Origin of the sequence: Allobranchiibius huperziae, assembly GCF_013410455.1 — a bacterium.
GTDB classification, from domain to species: Bacteria; Actinomycetota; Actinomycetes; order Actinomycetales; family Dermatophilaceae; genus Allobranchiibius; species Allobranchiibius huperziae.
The window spans coordinates 3,136,920-3,150,574 of record NZ_JACCFW010000001.1 but is presented as its reverse complement, the minus strand read 5'-3'; the positions used below and the strand labels follow the sequence as shown (position 1 = coordinate 3,150,574).

Sequence of the window (13,655 nt, the reverse complement as noted above, 5' to 3'; positions counted from 1 at the left end):
GCCAGCTTAGGCGCCGGTGGACGCGTCGGTCCGAGCTCAGTCCAGGTCGACCAGCACGGGCGCGTGGTCCGAGGCACCCTTGCCCTTGCGCTCCTCGCGGTCGATGGACGCCCCGGTCACCCGCGCGGCGAGCGCGGGGGAGCACAGTGCGAAGTCGATCCGCATCCCCTGCTTCTTGGGGAAGCGCAGCTGCGTGTAGTCCCAGTAGGTGAAGGTGCGCGGCTCGGAGGTGTACGGGCGCACCACGTCCGTGTACCCGGCGTCCACGATGCCCTGGAACGCGGCCCGCTCGGGCGGGGTCACATGGGTGCGCCCCTCGAAGAACTCGGTGTCCCACACGTCGGCGTCCGTGGGTGCGATGTTCCAGTCACCGGCCAGCGCGATCTGAGCCTGCGGGTCGTCGGCGAGCCACTTCGCCGCGTCGACCCCCAGTCGTTCGAGCCAGTCGAGCTTGTAGTCGTAGTGCTCGTGCCCGACCTCGCGGCCGTTGGGCACGTAGAGCGACCACACGCGGACGCCGCCGCAGGTCACCCCCAGCGCGCGAGCCTCGCTCACCGCCGGGTCGCCGTACGTCGGCATGTCCTCGAAACCGACCTGGACGTCCTCGATGCCGACGCGTGAGATGACCGCCACGCCGTTCCACTGGTTGTAGCCGACGTGCGCGAGCTCGTAGCCGGCCGCCTGCACCGGCATGGCCGGGAACTGGTCGTCGCGGCACTTGGTCTCCTGCAGCATCAGCACGTCGAGATCGTGACGCTCCAGCACCCCCATGACGCGGTCGATGCGGGAGCGGACGGAGTTGACGTTCCAGGTCGCGATACGCACGCGAGCCACCCTAATGACCCGCCCCGACACCCGCCGGGGCAGATCGCTGCGCACTCGTGCGCCGCGCCAGATCAGGTCTTGCGCGGTGAACCGGCGTTCGCGACGTGCGTGCACCGAAGATCGAGGGAGGGTTGCTCCTGCCCCTCGCGGGACCGTAGGCATCGGGATGGGTGGCTCAGTGGACGAGCTCGGCTCGCAACGCGGTGGCTTGGGCGAGCAGGGCCCTCACAGCCAGGCGGGTTCTGGGCCCGGCGTCGTTGCGCGCGAGCAGCACGCTGCTGCGTTCGGCGTGGGACGGGTCATCCACCTCGATGGCACGCACGCCCGGCGGGACTGCGACCGCCATGGTTCCGGGTAACACACTGATGCCCAAGCCGGCTGCCACGAGACCCAGTCGGGTGGTCCAGTGGCGGACGGAGAACGCGATGCGAGGGTTCGCGATGCCTGGCCATGGGCCGAACTGAGGATCGCCCGAACCGCCGACCCCGACTATCCAGGGCTCGTCGAGGAGATCCTCCGGCCGCACCGTCGGGCGCCTCGCCAGAGGGTGCTCCGCCGGAACGGCGACATGCATGCCCACGATCGGCAGAGGGAACCGTGCAAGATCCTTGAGGTCGCGGTCGGTCGATTCATCGTTCAGCGCGACGAGCGCCACGTCGAGCCGCCCAGCTGACATCCGGCGAAGCAACACCGGCGTGGGCGCCTCATCGATGATCACGGTCAGGGCTGGATGCCCGTCACGCAGAGCCGCCACTGCTCGAGGCACCAGCACCGAACAAGCCGTCGGAAATGCCCCGATCACCAATCGCCCCCCGACCCGGTCGCGAAGCCCGGCCAGTTGCTGGCCCGTGGTCTCGAGTTCGGCCAACGCACGGCCGGCACCTGACAGCACGATCTGCGCGGCCGGTGTCAGGGTCACGCCGCGTCGCCCGCGCTCGAACAACTGCTCGCCCACGGCGCTCTCCAGGGCCGCCATCTGACGTGACACCGCGGACTGGGTGTAGCCCAGCTCAACGGCTGCGGCGGCGAAGGACCCGGTAACGGCCACCTGCCGCAGGATGCGTAGGCCCAACAACGTCACGGTCTCCATCACCAGTCGATCCTGCCATGCGAGAAGCGCAGAGCAGATGCGCTGAACCATCGCTACAGGTCAGAGCACATATGACGCATGGTGGAGACGACCAACCAATCAAGGAGACGCACAATGACCAGCCCGAATGCCAAGACATGGTTCATCACCGGAGCATCGGGGGGATTCGGACGGGAATGGACCGAAGCGGCTCTCGAACGTGGTGATCGCGTGGCGGCAACGGCACGGAGCGTCGATCGACTCGCCGACCTGACACGGCTGTACGGCGACTCGGTTCTTGCGCTGACGCTCGACGTGACCGATCGGGGGGAGGTGACCGCCGCCGTCGCCGAGGCATTGCGCCACTTCGGAGGAATCGACGTCGTCGTCAACAACGCCGGCTTCGGTCAGCTCGGAATGGTCGAGGAGATCAGTCCCGAGGAGATCCGGGCGATACTCGACGCCAATCTGCTGGGCACGCTGTGGGTGACGCAGGCCGTCCTGCCCGCCCTGCGCGCACAGGGCAGCGGCCACATCGTGCAGGTGACCAGCGAAGGTGGTGTCACGGCATTCGCGCAATTCGGGGCTTATCACGCCAGCAAGTGGGCGGTCGAGGGCTTGTCGCAGTCGCTGCGACTGGAGGTGGCGGCTTTCGGCATCCATGTGACCTGCGTCGAACCCGGGCCTTACGCCACCGGATTCGGAAGCAGCGGCCTGCGCCGCAGCACCTCGATGGCCGAGTACGACGTGGTGCGCGACGGCATCGACCGCGGTGGCTGGCTCTTGGGCGATCCGACAGCGACGCGACAGGCGATGCTCGCTGTGGTCGATGCCGAGGAAGCGCCGCAGCGAATCGTGTTCGGCCGCGCCCTCGAAGGAATCGAGCAGGACTACGCCGAGCGTCTGCGCACCTGGCGCGAGTGGCAGCCGACATCGTTGGCCGCATTCGGGGATCCGCACGCGCCCGCCACGTCCAGCATCTGATCGATGCACCTGCCGGACGCATGGTGCGCTCGTCGCCGTTCCACGCGTCGTAGCCATAGTGGTCTTCGCACTCGACCTGTCCTCGAGTTCCTTGCAGGCGGTGTGAAGACAAGTTGAAAATTAGTGAACTAATTGTCTGTTAATGTACAAAATGTCTGGCACCGTTCGAGTGCCGGTGCGGCGGTTCGACTGTCGCCAGCCTTTCGAGTTCGGAGCATCCATGAGCCAGCACACGACCCCGCCGTCCGGTCAGCCGACGGACGTCACCAGCTTCGCCGACCTGGGCAAGGACCTGTGGTCCTACCTCACCGGTCGCGGCGCCGCGATCGACTACCAGTTCGTCGACATGACCGTCGAGGTGCCGAAGACCACCGGTGCGGACGCCGCGCGCGCCTCCTGGAAGCTCAACGGCACCCTGCGCATCACCACCTCGGAGAAGGCCACCGCCAAGTGACGCGCACCGAGGGCAGTCGCGAACGGCCGCTCTCGGTGACCGCCGATCTGGACATCGAGGTCGACGGCGTCTTCTCCCATCTCGCGGGTGATGGTCGGCGGCTCGTGCTGCACAGCGAGCACCCCCAGGCGATGTGGTCCGCACTCACCCAGGCGTCGTTGCCGGACTCGGTCGCAGATGTGAGCGGTCCGAGGGCTGTCGGCCGGCTGGCCCGCGCCATGGCCGACGCCGAGCTCCATCTCGATGTCGAGGGCCCCCGCGGAGTGATCGTGAGCATCGGGGACGGAGAGCGGTCGGTCATCGGTCTCGTCGTCACCGGCAGCACGGCCGTCCGGCCCCGGTCGGCGCGTTCGCTCCTGCCGTTCCTGGGCGTCGCCGTACGACGGGTCGCGCACCGCCGCGCCTGAAGGACGCTCCCCGTCGAGGGGTGGGAAATGCTCGAGGGGTGGGGATATGTCCCCACCCCTCGAGCATTTCTCTACCCCCCCGATGAGGGGAGTGTCAGTCGGTCTCGACCACGAAGTCCCAGGACACCGCCGCGCGGCGCCCGTCCGGCGCCCACTTGATGACGCCCTCACCCGTGGGCATCGAGGTGCGCAGCTGGAACGTCGTCGACCGCCCCGCAGCCAAGACGGCCGGCGGCTTGCGTGCTCCGGCGAGGCGCACGGCGTACGTCGCCCCGAGGTGGTCGCTCGTCCCGAAGTCCGACACCCGCACCGGCACGGGCAACGCGCCGGCGCGCAGCGTTACGATGAAGGTGCATGTCGTGGACGGGGTTTCGTACGGCAGCCCCTCGGCCGGGACCGCCGGTCCGACGACCGTGGCGCGCACCGTGCCGCCGGTGGAGGGGCGCACGTCGACCGCCTCTCCCTGGGCCGCCAGCGCGGGACGGGTCGGGGTGCCGACCGCCACATCACCGGCGTGGACCGGGTCCGGCGGCAGCCAGGACGGCAGGCTTCCATAGGTCTGCGGGGCCGCCGGGTGGGTGGCGGTGCGACCGGAGCCGGCCGATCCGCAGCCGGCCACCGCAGCCACCGTGAGAGCCCCGCCGGCCAACGCGAGGGCGGCGCGCCCGCAGGTACGACGCGCGTATGCGCCGTACCTGCGGGCCGGTGCGTCGCTCACCAAACGCGCCGAGCGTTGTTGAAGACGTCGCGACCGAACGGCGTCAGACCCGCCTGGGCGGCGAACCCGAGGTGGCCCTTGCCGTCCAGCCCGCCCGACACGGTGCCGACGGTCAGCGGCGTGTGGTCCTTGCCCTGGCCGACACCGAAGATGTCCTCCATGGTGCGCAACCAGCTGTAGTGGTTGTAGTACGTCGTGCTCGAGCTGCCCGGCTTGATGTACGGGCTGATCAGCACGCTGCCGGTGTCGCCGCCGCCGGGCGTCGCGTCCTTCGCGTCGTACAACGGGTCGGCCGTCTGACCGGCGGCCAGCTGGCCGGGCGCACCTTCGGCGCTGAGCGAGACCGAGGTCACCGCACCGGTCGGGGTGACGGGCTTGCCGTTCTCGTCCACCAGCTGGAAGGAGCCGTCGATGACCGAGCCCTTCGACGAGGCGGCCGGTTGCGGGCCGGTGTCGCTCACCGTGCCGACGAAACTGCCCGCCGGGATCGGACTCGTGCCGCCGGGGCCGGTCTTGTCGGTCGTGTCGGTGACCTCACGCCCGGTGTCGTCCGCCACGATCGAGCTGTCCAGCACGTACGACGAGCTCGCGCCCGCCGCTGCGCCGTCCGTGCGCGCTCCGGGTGTGTCACCCGAGCCGCCGCGAACGATTCCCGGCACACAGTTCGCCGGCACTCGGGTGGGAGTGGTCTGGGTGCAGGCCGGCGGTCGGTCGATGAAGCCGTTGTCGCCGGGGCCGGGGAAGAGCTGGTTGCCCGAGGCGTCGGTCTGCAGCGTGGAGTTCGGACCGGTCGGCTCGGTGTCCACGTTGCGTCCGTAGATGTTCTGCCCGGCCGCGTCCGCCGTGATGCCGGCGGTCGCGTTCGGCTGGTCGCCCTGGGTGGGCCCGTAGGAGTTGGCGTTGTTGAAGCTGTTGCCGGTGTAGGTGAACGGCGGGTTGGCCTCGTCGAACGTCACGTCGATCAGGCCGCCGTCCTTGAACGCCGGCGACTTCTCGATCATCGACACGTAGTACTTGAGGAAGAGGTCTGAGGCGTAGAGGCCGCCGGTGTAGTTCTTCGGCGTCGTCGACTCCGGGTTCGGGGTGGGCGACTGGTAGATCGGCTGGCCGGTGGAGGAGAAGGACCCGGACAGGTTGTTGCCCTTGCAGATCGCGTCGTGCGCGTCGCTGCAGTTGTTCGGCGTGATCCAGGAGAACGCCGGGGTGGTCGAGGACTTCTGCAGGTCGTGGAAGAGCCCGTTGCCGGCGTTGTCCAGGTTGGCGATGTGCTTGGAGTCGCAGTCCGAGCCACCGCCGGCCGGTGTCGTCAACCCCGGGGTGGTGCTGCCGTCGGCGTTCTTGGTGCCGGTCACTCCGTGGAACCACGGGAAGGGGAAGTGCTTGGCGACGTACTGGTCGTTCGCCTGGGCGCCGGTGAGGCTGGTGACGCCCGGCGGCAGCGGGTGTGCCGGGTCGGCGCTCATGTAGCGGGGGTTGGTCGTGGGGTCGTTCGCCGAGGTGCCCGGACCGCCGCAGGCCGCGTCCTCGCGGCCGGCCTGGTTGCCCAGGTCCTGCGCGTAGCCCTTCCAGCTCTCGTGCGCCGCGTCGAGCTGGTTGAAGAGGGTCGGAGTGTCGCGGGGGTAGGTGCAGCCGTTCAATCCGTTGGCGGCGTTCGCCTTCGCCGGTGAGGCGACCTGGCCGCGGTCGACGCCCGTCTTGACGATGTCCTTGTTGCTGCCGAAGTCGAAGTCCTTGACGCTGCAGTCCGATTGGGTGTCCTGCTCGGGCGCCTGCCCGGACACCATCGAGATGTAGTTGTCCTGGCTGTAGTGCCCGGTGCCGTAGTAGTTCTTCAGCAGGACGCCCTGGCTGGGCAGGGTCTTCCACAGGTAGCTGTTCTGGTTGAGGCCGGTGAACGTCGCGTCGTACGATTTGTTCTCCAGGATGATCAGCCAGACGTGCTTGATCTGCCCGGGACGCAGGCCCGTGCTGGAGATCGTGAGGCCCTTGTGGACCGTGGGGGTGGACGCCGCGGACGTGGCCGCGAGGCCGCCGCTGACCAGCGCAGTGGCGACGACGGCGGTCACGCCCCGTCGCTTCCACCGGCTGAATGTCGTGAGGGTTCGCATGATGGCCTGTCTAATGACTGTGCGTCCGCGGTCGCCACCGTCAGTTGCTGAACCCGGCGTGAACGATGCGTGAACCGTCCCGTACCTCGCCTCGAGCTCGTTGGGCGGGCGCCGACCCGACGTCGGGCGCGGCAGGCTGCCTACACTCCGAACCCATGAGTAACCACGCGAAGACCGCCCTCGTCACCGGAGCCAGCGCGGGCATCGGTGCCACGTTCTGCGCCCAGCTCGCCGAGCGCGGGTACGACCTGGTGGTCGTCGCGCGCTCCACCGACCGGCTGGAGGCGCTCAAGACCGACCTCGAGGCGCGGCACGGCGTCAGCGTCGAGGTGGTGACCGCCGACCTCACCGATCCCCTCGACGTACAGAAGGTCGCCTGGCGGCTCAGCGAACCGCAGCGGCCCGTCGATCTGCTCGTCAACAACGCCGGGTACGGGCTCAAGAAGCGCTTCCTGCAGAACGACGTGCAGGACGAGATCGCTTCGCTCGACATCCTCGTGCGCACCGTCATGGTGCTCTCGCACTCGGCGGCGCTCGCGATGAAGGAACGCGGCCACGGCGCGATCGTCAACGTGTCGTCGGTGGCGAGTTTCATGGCCTCGGGTACCTATTCGGCCGCCAAGTCCTACGTCACCGTGTTCTCGGAGTCCCTCGCCGGTGAGCTCGTCGGCACCGGCGTGACCGTGACGGCCCTGTGCCCGGGCTTCACGCACACCGAGTTCCACGAGCGCGCCGGCATCAACCACAAGGGCTCGCCGGAGTTCCTGTGGTTGCAGGCCGACCGGCTCGTGCGCGACTGCCTGGCCGATGTCGACAAGGGCAAGGTCATCTCGGTGCCGGGGCTGCAGTACAAGGTCATCACCACCGCGCTGCGTACGGTCCCGCGTCCGCTCGTACGCCGCGGCCGCCTGGCGAGCGCCCACCGCCCGCAGAAGTAACCCCGGCTAGGCTCCTTCGCCGTGACGCACTCCGTGGAAGTCGACCGCCGCAACCTCCTGCAGCAGATCCAGGAGCGAGCGATCGTGCACGGCCGGGTGACGCTGTCCTCCGGCAAGGAGGCCGACTGGTACCTCGACCTTCGCCGGATCACCCTCTCGGGGCTGGCCGCCCCGATGGTCGGCCGCGTGATGCTCAACCTCACCCGCGATCTCGCGTACGACGCGGTCGGCGGGCTCACCATGGGCGCCGATCCGGTCGCCACCGCGATGCTGCACGCGGCTGCCGCCGACGACGACGGACCGGCGCTGGACGCGTTCGTGGTGCGCAAGCAGGGCAAGTCGCACGGGCTGCAGCAACGCGTCGAGGGTCCCTCGATCCAGGGTCGCCGGGTGCTGATCGTCGAAGACACCTCCACCACCGGCGGGTCCGCGCTCGACGCGGTCACCGCCGCGCGCGAGGCGGGCGCCGAGGTGGTCGCCGTCGCGGTGATCGCCGATCGGGCGACCGGTGCCGCCGAGCGGATCCAGGCCGACGGCGGCGTGCCCTACCTGTGGGCGTACGGCCCGAACGACCTCGGAATCTCCTGAACGACGACGCGATCCGGATGCCGCCGCTCGTTCTCTGCGCACACGGCACCGCCAACCCGGCCGGTCAGCAGGTCGTGCTCGATCTGCTCGCCGCGACACGACGGGAGCTGCCTGGCGTCCGCGTCCAGGCGGCGTACGTCGACGTCCAGGCACCCGGCCCGGGCGACGTCGTCGCCGATCTGTACGACGCGTCCAACCCGCCCGTGATCGTGCCGCTGCTGCTCTCGACCGGCTACCACGTCGAGGTCGACATCGACCGGGTGGTCCGTGCCCATCCGGGTACCCGGGCGACGAGCGCGCTCGGCCCGGCGCCCCTGCTCGCCGACACGATGATCGCGCGGTGCGCCGAATCGGGCGTCGAGCCGAGCGACGCGGTGGTCTTCGCAGCGGCGGGCTCGAGCCGGCCGCAGGCGGCGCGGGACGCCGAGCAGGCCGCTGCTCTCTTCGCCGAACGCCGCGCCGGGTCCGGCCCGGTGCTGTTGGGCTACGGATCCGCGAGCTCGCCGAGCATCCCCGAAGCGGTCGCCCGGCTGCGTGCCGACGGCGCGAGCCGGGTCGCCATCGCGGCCTACCTGCTCGGCCCCGGACACTTCCACGACAAGCTGCACCAGGCCGGCGCCGACCTCGTGACCGCGCCGCTGGGAGCTGACGAGCGGCTCGTGCAACAGGCCGTCGCGCGCTACCGCGCCGCCATCGACTGACCGCGCACCCCTTCTCTCCATCGAGCGGAGCCTTCATGCTCGAGTGGTGGGGACATGACCGCTTCGCTCGATGACGGGGGCGGCCCTCAGTCGGTCGGTCGCGGCTCCGCGGAGGCATTGAGCCAGAACGTACGACGCCGCTTCACGCCCGGGTCGCCGGGTTCGTGCAGGTCGCGGTACCGGTCGAGAAGCCGGGAGAGCTCGGCGTCCAGCTCGTTGGTCTCCTGCTCGGTGAGCAGCAGGCTCGCGCGCCAGAGCGTCAGCGAGTCGTCGTCCTCACGCATCCCGGACACCAGGTTCTGGGTGGCGGAGCGCAGGAACTCGGTGACCACCGTCTCCTGCTCGGCGAGCGGCATGTCGGTGCCGTCCGAGTTGTCGATCTTGAACCCGTCCGCGGTCTTGCGCCACGGTCGTTCGCGCCCGTCGCCGGAGTCGACCCGCTCGACCATCCCCCACTTCTCCAGCGCGCGCAGGTGGTAGCTCATCGCCGACGGGGTGATCCCACACCGGGCCGCAGCCTCCGTCGCCGTGAGCGGTTCATCCGTGCTCAGCACGTCCTCGACGAGTTGCTGACGCACCGGATGCGCCAGTGCGCGCAGCGCACGGACGTCGGTGAGGGTGCGCTCCGTCCGCTCCCGTCGCGCCATGGCTCAGCCGACCTGCGGCAGGACGTCAGAGGCGATGACCTCCAGGTGATCCAGGTCGGCGAGGTCGAGCACCTGCAGGTAGACCCGCTGCACCCCGGCCTCGGCGAACCGGCCGAGCGCGTCCACCACCTCGGCCGGCGTACCGGCGAGGCCGTGCTCCCGCAGGTCGCCCAGCGGGCGGCCGATCGCCGCGGCGCGTCGTGAAAGATCCTCTTCGGTTCTGCCGCAACACACGACCTGTGCGGCCGACCAGGTGAGCTCGCCCGCGTCCCGGCCGCGCTCGGCGCAGGCGGCTCGCACCCGCTCGAAGATGGCGGACGTGTCCGGCAGGCTGGAGAACGGCACGTTGAACTCGGTCGCGTACTGCGCCGCCAACGCCGGCGTGCGTCGCTTGCCGTGGCCGCCGATGATGACCGGCACCCGGGCCTGCGCCGGTTTGGGCAGGGCCGGGGAATCGTGCAGCTGCAGGTGCGCACCGTCGTAGGAGAAGGTCTCGCCCGCCGGCGTCGACCAAAGGCCGGTGATGACGGCGAGGTGCTCCTCGAGCCAGTCGAAGCGCTCCTTCACTGGTGGGAAGGGGATCCCGTACGCCGCATGCTCGGCGCTGAACCAGCCTGCTCCGTAACCGAATTCAACCCGGCCGCCACTCATCTGGTCCACCTGGGCCACCGAGATCGCCAGCGGGCCGGGGTGGCGGAAGGTCGCTGATGTGACGAGTGTGCCGAGCCGGATGCGGGAGGTCTCCCGTGCCAGGCCGGCCAGCGTGATCCAGGCGTCGGTCGGACCGGGCGCTCCGTTGCCGTCACCCATCCGCAGGTAGTGGTCGCTGCGGAAGAAGGCGTCGAAGCCCAGGTCCTCGGTCGCTCGGGCGACGCGCAGCACGTCGTCGTACGACGCGCCTTGCTGGGGTTCGGTGAAGATGCGCAGATCCATGGCTGCAACTCTTGCAGATACCGACGTGAAGCAGTAACTTCACAATATGAAACAAACCCTTCACGACTCGGTCTGGCGCGTGCGTGACTTCCGCAGGCTGGCCGTCGGTCGTTCCGTCGCCGCCGCGGGGGCGGGGATGGTGCTCATCGTGCAGCTGCTCCGGCTGACCGCGCAGGGGGCGGGCTCGGGCCGGATCATGGTGCTGCTCCTCGCCGAGGTGGTGCCGGTCATCCTCTGTGCCGGCCCGATCGGGCGAGCCGCCGACCATCGCGATTCCCAAGGCGTGCTCATGGTCGGCATCGCGGCCGAGGTCGCCGCTTGTCTGGTGCTCGCCACATCGCCCGGCTTCGCCCTCACCTGTGCGGCGATCGCCCTGCTGAGCGTCGGGACCTCCCTGATCGCGCCGGTGTGGAGCGTGCTGGTGCCGATGGTGGTGGGCGAGGACAGGGTCGGAGCCGCCGTCGGTGGACAACAGGCGCTCACCGCGGCGCTGGCGCCGCTCGGGGCCGGGGCGGGGGGTGTCCTCTACAGCGCCGTCGGCGGTGGCGGTGCGATGCTGGTCGCCGCCGGTTGCTACCTCTACCTGGCCGTGGTGGCGCTGCGGCTGAAGGTGCGCCGACGGGCCCTGGCCGCCGAAGCCACCGGACCCGGACTCCGGCAGCTGTTGATGCCCGACCTGGGCGCGGTGCGCCGTGACCGGCTGCTCTGGTGCCTGCTCTCCTGCATGGTGCCGCTGGTCGTGGTCCTGCAGGGGTTGAACGTCCTCGAGGTCTCCTTGGCGCGGCACGACATCGGGGTGAGCGCCGCGCAGTTCGGCTGTTCCGAGATCGCAGCGGGCGTGGGCACGGTCGCCGGCGCGGCGCTCGCCGGACGGATCGCGCGTGATCGGACCCGCGCGTGGGCGATGCTCACCGGTCTGTCGGCCGCGGCCGCTGCGCTCGGAGTCCTCGGCGTGGCCACCACAGTGATCGCGTACTTCGGTCTGCTCGTCGTCGTCGGGGCGGGAGTGGGCATCTCCAACGCAAGCTTCGGTGCCCTGTTCATCACCCGCACGCCGTCGGCTCAGCGCGGCCGGGTGTCCGCCGCGGTCAACGGGCTCATGCAGACGTCGTCGACCGCCGCTATCGCGCTGGGAGGGCTGCTGGGGGTCCTGCTGGGCGTCCGTCCCGCGTTCGTGGTGTCCGGCGTCGCGGGCCTCGCGGTCCTCGCCGCCGGCGCCGCGGTGCTCGCGCGTACGTCGACCGAGCACGTGCCCGAGCCGGTCGCCGACACCCCGCTGCCCGTCCCTGCCCCCTGACCCACTCTGGCGCAGGTAGGTCGGAGAGCCACAGGACGACCTGTGGCTCTCGGGCCTATCTGTGCCACGGTCGGGTGACGGACCCGCGCGAGCGGGCGCGCGCGCGGCCCCCGAGGTGCTACACCGTGTGCGTGAGCTCCAACGTCCGGCCCGACAGCGCGCGGGACACCGACGGCACGCTCCCCATCTGGCGTGCCGCGCAGGTCTTCCGCCTCGCCACCATGGCGTACGCCGTCGGCGTCCAGATCGTGCAGCACGGCCACTACGACCGGGTCGCCCTGAGCTGGGTCCTCATCGCCCTGCAGCTGGCCTGGACGACCTACCTCGGCGTCGCCTACCTGCTCCCGCGCACCCGGCGTACGCCGCTCGTCGTCGCCGAGGTCGTCGTCACCCTGCTGCTGGTCCTCAGCACGATCGCCGTCGTGCCGCACCACTTCTACGTGCATCAACAACCGCTGCCGACCACCTTCTGGGTGGCGAACGCCGTTGTCTCCGTTGCGATCCTGCGCGGACGGATCGCGGGCATGATCGCCGGGCTGGTCATCGGCCTGGTCTGTCTGAGCGCGTTGGACCAGCTCGGCCGGTGGTTCTTCGACGCGACGCTGCCGATCCTCGGCACGGTCGGTCTGGCGATCGGCGCGGGCGCCCAGATCGCCCGGCGCGCGCACACCGAGTTGCAGACCGCGATCCGCATGCAGGCCGCGACCGACGAGCGCGACCGGCTGGCGCGGGAGGTGCACGACGGGGTGCTGCAGGTGCTCGCCCTCGTCCGCCGCCGCGGGCGCGAGGTCGGCGGCGAGGGTGCGCGCCTGGCGGAGCTGGCAGGCGAGCAGGAGGACGCGTTGCGGGTGCTGCTGAGCCGGTCCCGCGCGCTGCCGGACCAGCGATCCACTGCCCACACGGACCTGCGCGACGCCGTGCGCGCGGTGCTGCCTCCGACCGCGACCTTCGCCGCACCCGCCGACGCGATCGAGCTGCCTCGGCACAGGGTCGACGAGCTGGTCGCCGTCGTCCGCACGGCCCTGCACAACACCGAGCGGCACGCCGGGCCGGACGCGTCGTCGTACGTGCTGCTGGAGGACCTCGGGGACGAGGTGGTGCTGACGGTGCGCGACGACGGGCCGGGCATCCCGCCCGGCCGGCTGGACCAGGCGCGCGCCCAAGGGCGGATGGGCGTCGCCGACTCCATCCAGGGCCGCGTACGCGCTCTCGGTGGCACCGCCGTGCTGGAGACTGGTCCGGGAGTGGGCACCGAGTGGGAGATCCACCTGGCCAAGGGGACGACATGAGCGAGGCCGCCGCGATCACCGTGATGGTGGTCGACGACCACCCGATGTGGCGCGACGGCGTGAGCCGCGATCTGACCGACGCCGGGTTCGAGGTCGTGGCGACCGCCGACTCAGTCGCCACGGCACAGCGCCGGGCGGCAGCGACCGTCCCCACCGTCGCCCTGATGGACATGCACCTGCCCGACGGCAGCGGGGTCGAGGCCACCGCCGCGGTGCGCGAGGTGTCGCCGCACACCCACGTGCTGGTGCTGTCGGCATCGTCCGAACGCGACGACGTGCTCGACGCGGTCAAGGCCGGCGCCAGCGGCTATCTGGTCAAGAGTGCGTCCGCCCCGGAGCTGATCGACGCCGTCACCCGCACCGCCCACGGGCAGGCGGTCTTCACGCCCGGCCTGGCCGGTTTGGTGCTCGGCGAATACCGCCGTACGGCGAACGCCGCACCGACCGATGCGACGCCCGGTCTGCCCGCCCTCACCGACCGCGAGACCGAGGTGCTGCGACTCGTGGCCAAGGGCCTGTCGGCCCGGCAGGTCGCGACCCGCCTCGGGATCAGCCACCGCACCGTGGAGAACCACGTGCAGGCGACGCTGCGCAAGCTGCACCTGGGCAACCGTGTAGAGCTGGCGCGCTACGCCCTGGAGCAGGGCCTGGACTGACCACCCGGACGTGCCCGCTCTCCTACGCGGTCCGCCCCGGC

At 70.4% G+C, this 13,655-nt stretch carries 15 protein-coding genes; 9 read left to right on the top strand and 6 right to left on the bottom strand.

The window, feature by feature from the left end; all coding sequences use genetic code 11:
* Positions 1 to 36: 36 nt before the first annotated feature.
* Positions 37 to 825 (bottom strand): exodeoxyribonuclease III, encoded by a 789-nt coding sequence (locus HNR15_RS14950; protein ID WP_179483112.1) that lies wholly within the window; start codon positions 823 to 825, stop codon positions 37 to 39.
* 175 nt (positions 826 to 1,000) lie between these two features.
* Positions 1,001 to 1,966, bottom strand: a complete 966-nt coding sequence (locus HNR15_RS14945) for a LysR family transcriptional regulator (RefSeq protein WP_179483111.1) — start codon at positions 1,964 to 1,966, stop codon at positions 1,001 to 1,003.
* 27 nt (positions 1,967 to 1,993) lie between these two features.
* Here HNR15_RS14945 and HNR15_RS14940 point away from each other — a divergent pair, with 27 nt between their 5' ends.
* The 3 genes from HNR15_RS14940 (at position 1,994) to HNR15_RS14930 (ending at position 3,739) form a co-directional block, all read left to right on the top strand.
* A complete protein-coding gene (locus tag HNR15_RS14940; protein ID WP_246305937.1) occupies positions 1,994 to 2,878 on the top strand; it encodes an SDR family NAD(P)-dependent oxidoreductase in 885 nt (294 codons plus the stop codon).
* A 220-nt stretch (positions 2,879 to 3,098) separates the two neighbouring features.
* Positions 3,099 to 3,332, top strand: a complete 234-nt coding sequence (locus tag HNR15_RS14935) for a hypothetical protein (protein ID WP_179483110.1) — start codon at positions 3,099 to 3,101, stop codon at positions 3,330 to 3,332.
* Positions 3,329 to 3,739 carry a hypothetical protein gene (locus HNR15_RS14930; RefSeq protein WP_179483109.1) on the top strand — a complete coding sequence of 137 codons (411 nt, stop codon included), beginning with the start codon at positions 3,329 to 3,331 and terminating at the stop codon, positions 3,737 to 3,739. The genes HNR15_RS14935 and HNR15_RS14930 overlap by 4 nt, the downstream gene beginning before the upstream one ends.
* Positions 3,740 to 3,833: 94 nt before the next feature.
* Here the strand turns inward: HNR15_RS14930 and HNR15_RS14925 are convergent, their stop codons facing one another.
* On the bottom strand, positions 3,834 to 4,457 hold the full coding sequence (locus HNR15_RS14925) for a hypothetical protein (RefSeq protein ID WP_179483108.1): 624 nt from the start codon (positions 4,455 to 4,457) through the stop codon (positions 3,834 to 3,836).
* A complete protein-coding gene (locus tag HNR15_RS14920; RefSeq protein ID WP_179483107.1) occupies positions 4,454 to 6,565 on the bottom strand; it encodes a phosphoesterase in 2,112 nt (703 codons plus the stop codon). The genes HNR15_RS14925 and HNR15_RS14920 overlap by 4 nt, the downstream gene beginning before the upstream one ends.
* Before the next feature lie 155 nt (positions 6,566 to 6,720).
* Between HNR15_RS14920 and HNR15_RS14915 the strand changes: the two genes are divergently transcribed.
* Genes HNR15_RS14915 through HNR15_RS14905 form a run of 3 tightly spaced genes read left to right on the top strand, consistent with a single transcriptional unit; the run spans position 6,721 to position 8,792 of the window.
* The gene (locus HNR15_RS14915) at positions 6,721 to 7,503 is read left to right on the top strand and encodes an SDR family NAD(P)-dependent oxidoreductase (protein WP_179483106.1); all 783 of its coding nucleotides are present in this window, start codon (positions 6,721 to 6,723) and stop codon (positions 7,501 to 7,503) included.
* 21 nt (positions 7,504 to 7,524) lie between these two features.
* Entirely contained in the window at positions 7,525 to 8,091 is a 567-nt protein-coding gene (gene pyrE, locus HNR15_RS14910; protein WP_179483105.1) for an orotate phosphoribosyltransferase, read from the top strand.
* 17 nt (positions 8,092 to 8,108) lie between these two features.
* Positions 8,109 to 8,792 (top strand): sirohydrochlorin chelatase, encoded by a 684-nt coding sequence (locus tag HNR15_RS14905; RefSeq protein ID WP_179483104.1) that lies wholly within the window; start codon positions 8,109 to 8,111, stop codon positions 8,790 to 8,792.
* 86 nt (positions 8,793 to 8,878) lie between these two features.
* Here HNR15_RS14905 and HNR15_RS14900 read toward each other — a convergent pair whose 3' ends face one another.
* Positions 8,879 to 9,439, bottom strand: coding sequence for a winged helix-turn-helix domain-containing protein (locus HNR15_RS14900; RefSeq protein ID WP_179483103.1), 561 nt, complete (start codon positions 9,437 to 9,439; stop codon positions 8,879 to 8,881).
* A gap of 3 nt (positions 9,440 to 9,442) precedes the next feature.
* Positions 9,443 to 10,372 carry an LLM class F420-dependent oxidoreductase gene (locus HNR15_RS14895; protein WP_179483102.1) on the bottom strand — a complete coding sequence of 310 codons (930 nt, stop codon included), beginning with the start codon at positions 10,370 to 10,372 and terminating at the stop codon, positions 9,443 to 9,445.
* A gap of 46 nt (positions 10,373 to 10,418) precedes the next feature.
* Here HNR15_RS14895 and HNR15_RS14890 point away from each other — a divergent pair, with 46 nt between their 5' ends.
* The 3 genes from HNR15_RS14890 to HNR15_RS14880 all read left to right on the top strand — a co-directional run bounded on the left by HNR15_RS14890 (position 10,419) and on the right by HNR15_RS14880 (position 13,614).
* Positions 10,419 to 11,669, top strand: a complete 1,251-nt coding sequence (locus tag HNR15_RS14890; RefSeq protein ID WP_179483101.1) for an MFS transporter — start codon at positions 10,419 to 10,421, stop codon at positions 11,667 to 11,669.
* 131 nt (positions 11,670 to 11,800) lie between these two features.
* Positions 11,801 to 12,958: a MacS family sensor histidine kinase gene (macS, locus tag HNR15_RS14885; RefSeq protein WP_179483100.1), complete on the top strand. Its 1,158-nt coding sequence runs from the start codon at positions 11,801 to 11,803 to the stop codon at positions 12,956 to 12,958.
* Positions 12,955 to 13,614 (top strand): response regulator, encoded by a 660-nt coding sequence (locus HNR15_RS14880; protein WP_179483099.1) that lies wholly within the window; start codon positions 12,955 to 12,957, stop codon positions 13,612 to 13,614. Before macS ends, HNR15_RS14880 begins: the two co-directional genes overlap by 4 nt.
* The last annotated feature ends 41 nt before the right edge of the window (positions 13,615 to 13,655 follow it).

Excerpts from the sequence above, each read along its gene's own strand:
- HNR15_RS14945 (WP_179483111.1), bottom strand. The coding sequence starts at position 1,966 with ATGGTTCAGCGCATCTGCTCTGCGCTTCTCGCATGGCAGGATCGACTG.
- HNR15_RS14940 (WP_246305937.1), top strand. The coding sequence starts at position 1,994 with ATGGTGGAGACGACCAACCAATCAAGGAGACGCACAATGACCAGCCCG.
- HNR15_RS14935 (WP_179483110.1), top strand. The coding sequence starts at position 3,099 with ATGAGCCAGCACACGACCCCGCCGTCCGGTCAGCCGACGGACGTCACC.
- HNR15_RS14920 (WP_179483107.1), bottom strand. The coding sequence starts at position 6,565 with ATGCGAACCCTCACGACATTCAGCCGGTGGAAGCGACGGGGCGTGACC.
- HNR15_RS14915 (WP_179483106.1), top strand. The coding sequence starts at position 6,721 with ATGAGTAACCACGCGAAGACCGCCCTCGTCACCGGAGCCAGCGCGGGC.
- HNR15_RS14905 (WP_179483104.1), top strand. The coding sequence starts at position 8,109 with ATGCCGCCGCTCGTTCTCTGCGCACACGGCACCGCCAACCCGGCCGGT.
- HNR15_RS14900 (WP_179483103.1), bottom strand. The coding sequence starts at position 9,439 with ATGGCGCGACGGGAGCGGACGGAGCGCACCCTCACCGACGTCCGTGCG.
- HNR15_RS14895 (WP_179483102.1), bottom strand. The coding sequence starts at position 10,372 with ATGGATCTGCGCATCTTCACCGAACCCCAGCAAGGCGCGTCGTACGAC.
- HNR15_RS14890 (WP_179483101.1), top strand. The coding sequence starts at position 10,419 with ATGAAACAAACCCTTCACGACTCGGTCTGGCGCGTGCGTGACTTCCGC.
- HNR15_RS14880 (WP_179483099.1), top strand. The coding sequence starts at position 12,955 with ATGAGCGAGGCCGCCGCGATCACCGTGATGGTGGTCGACGACCACCCG.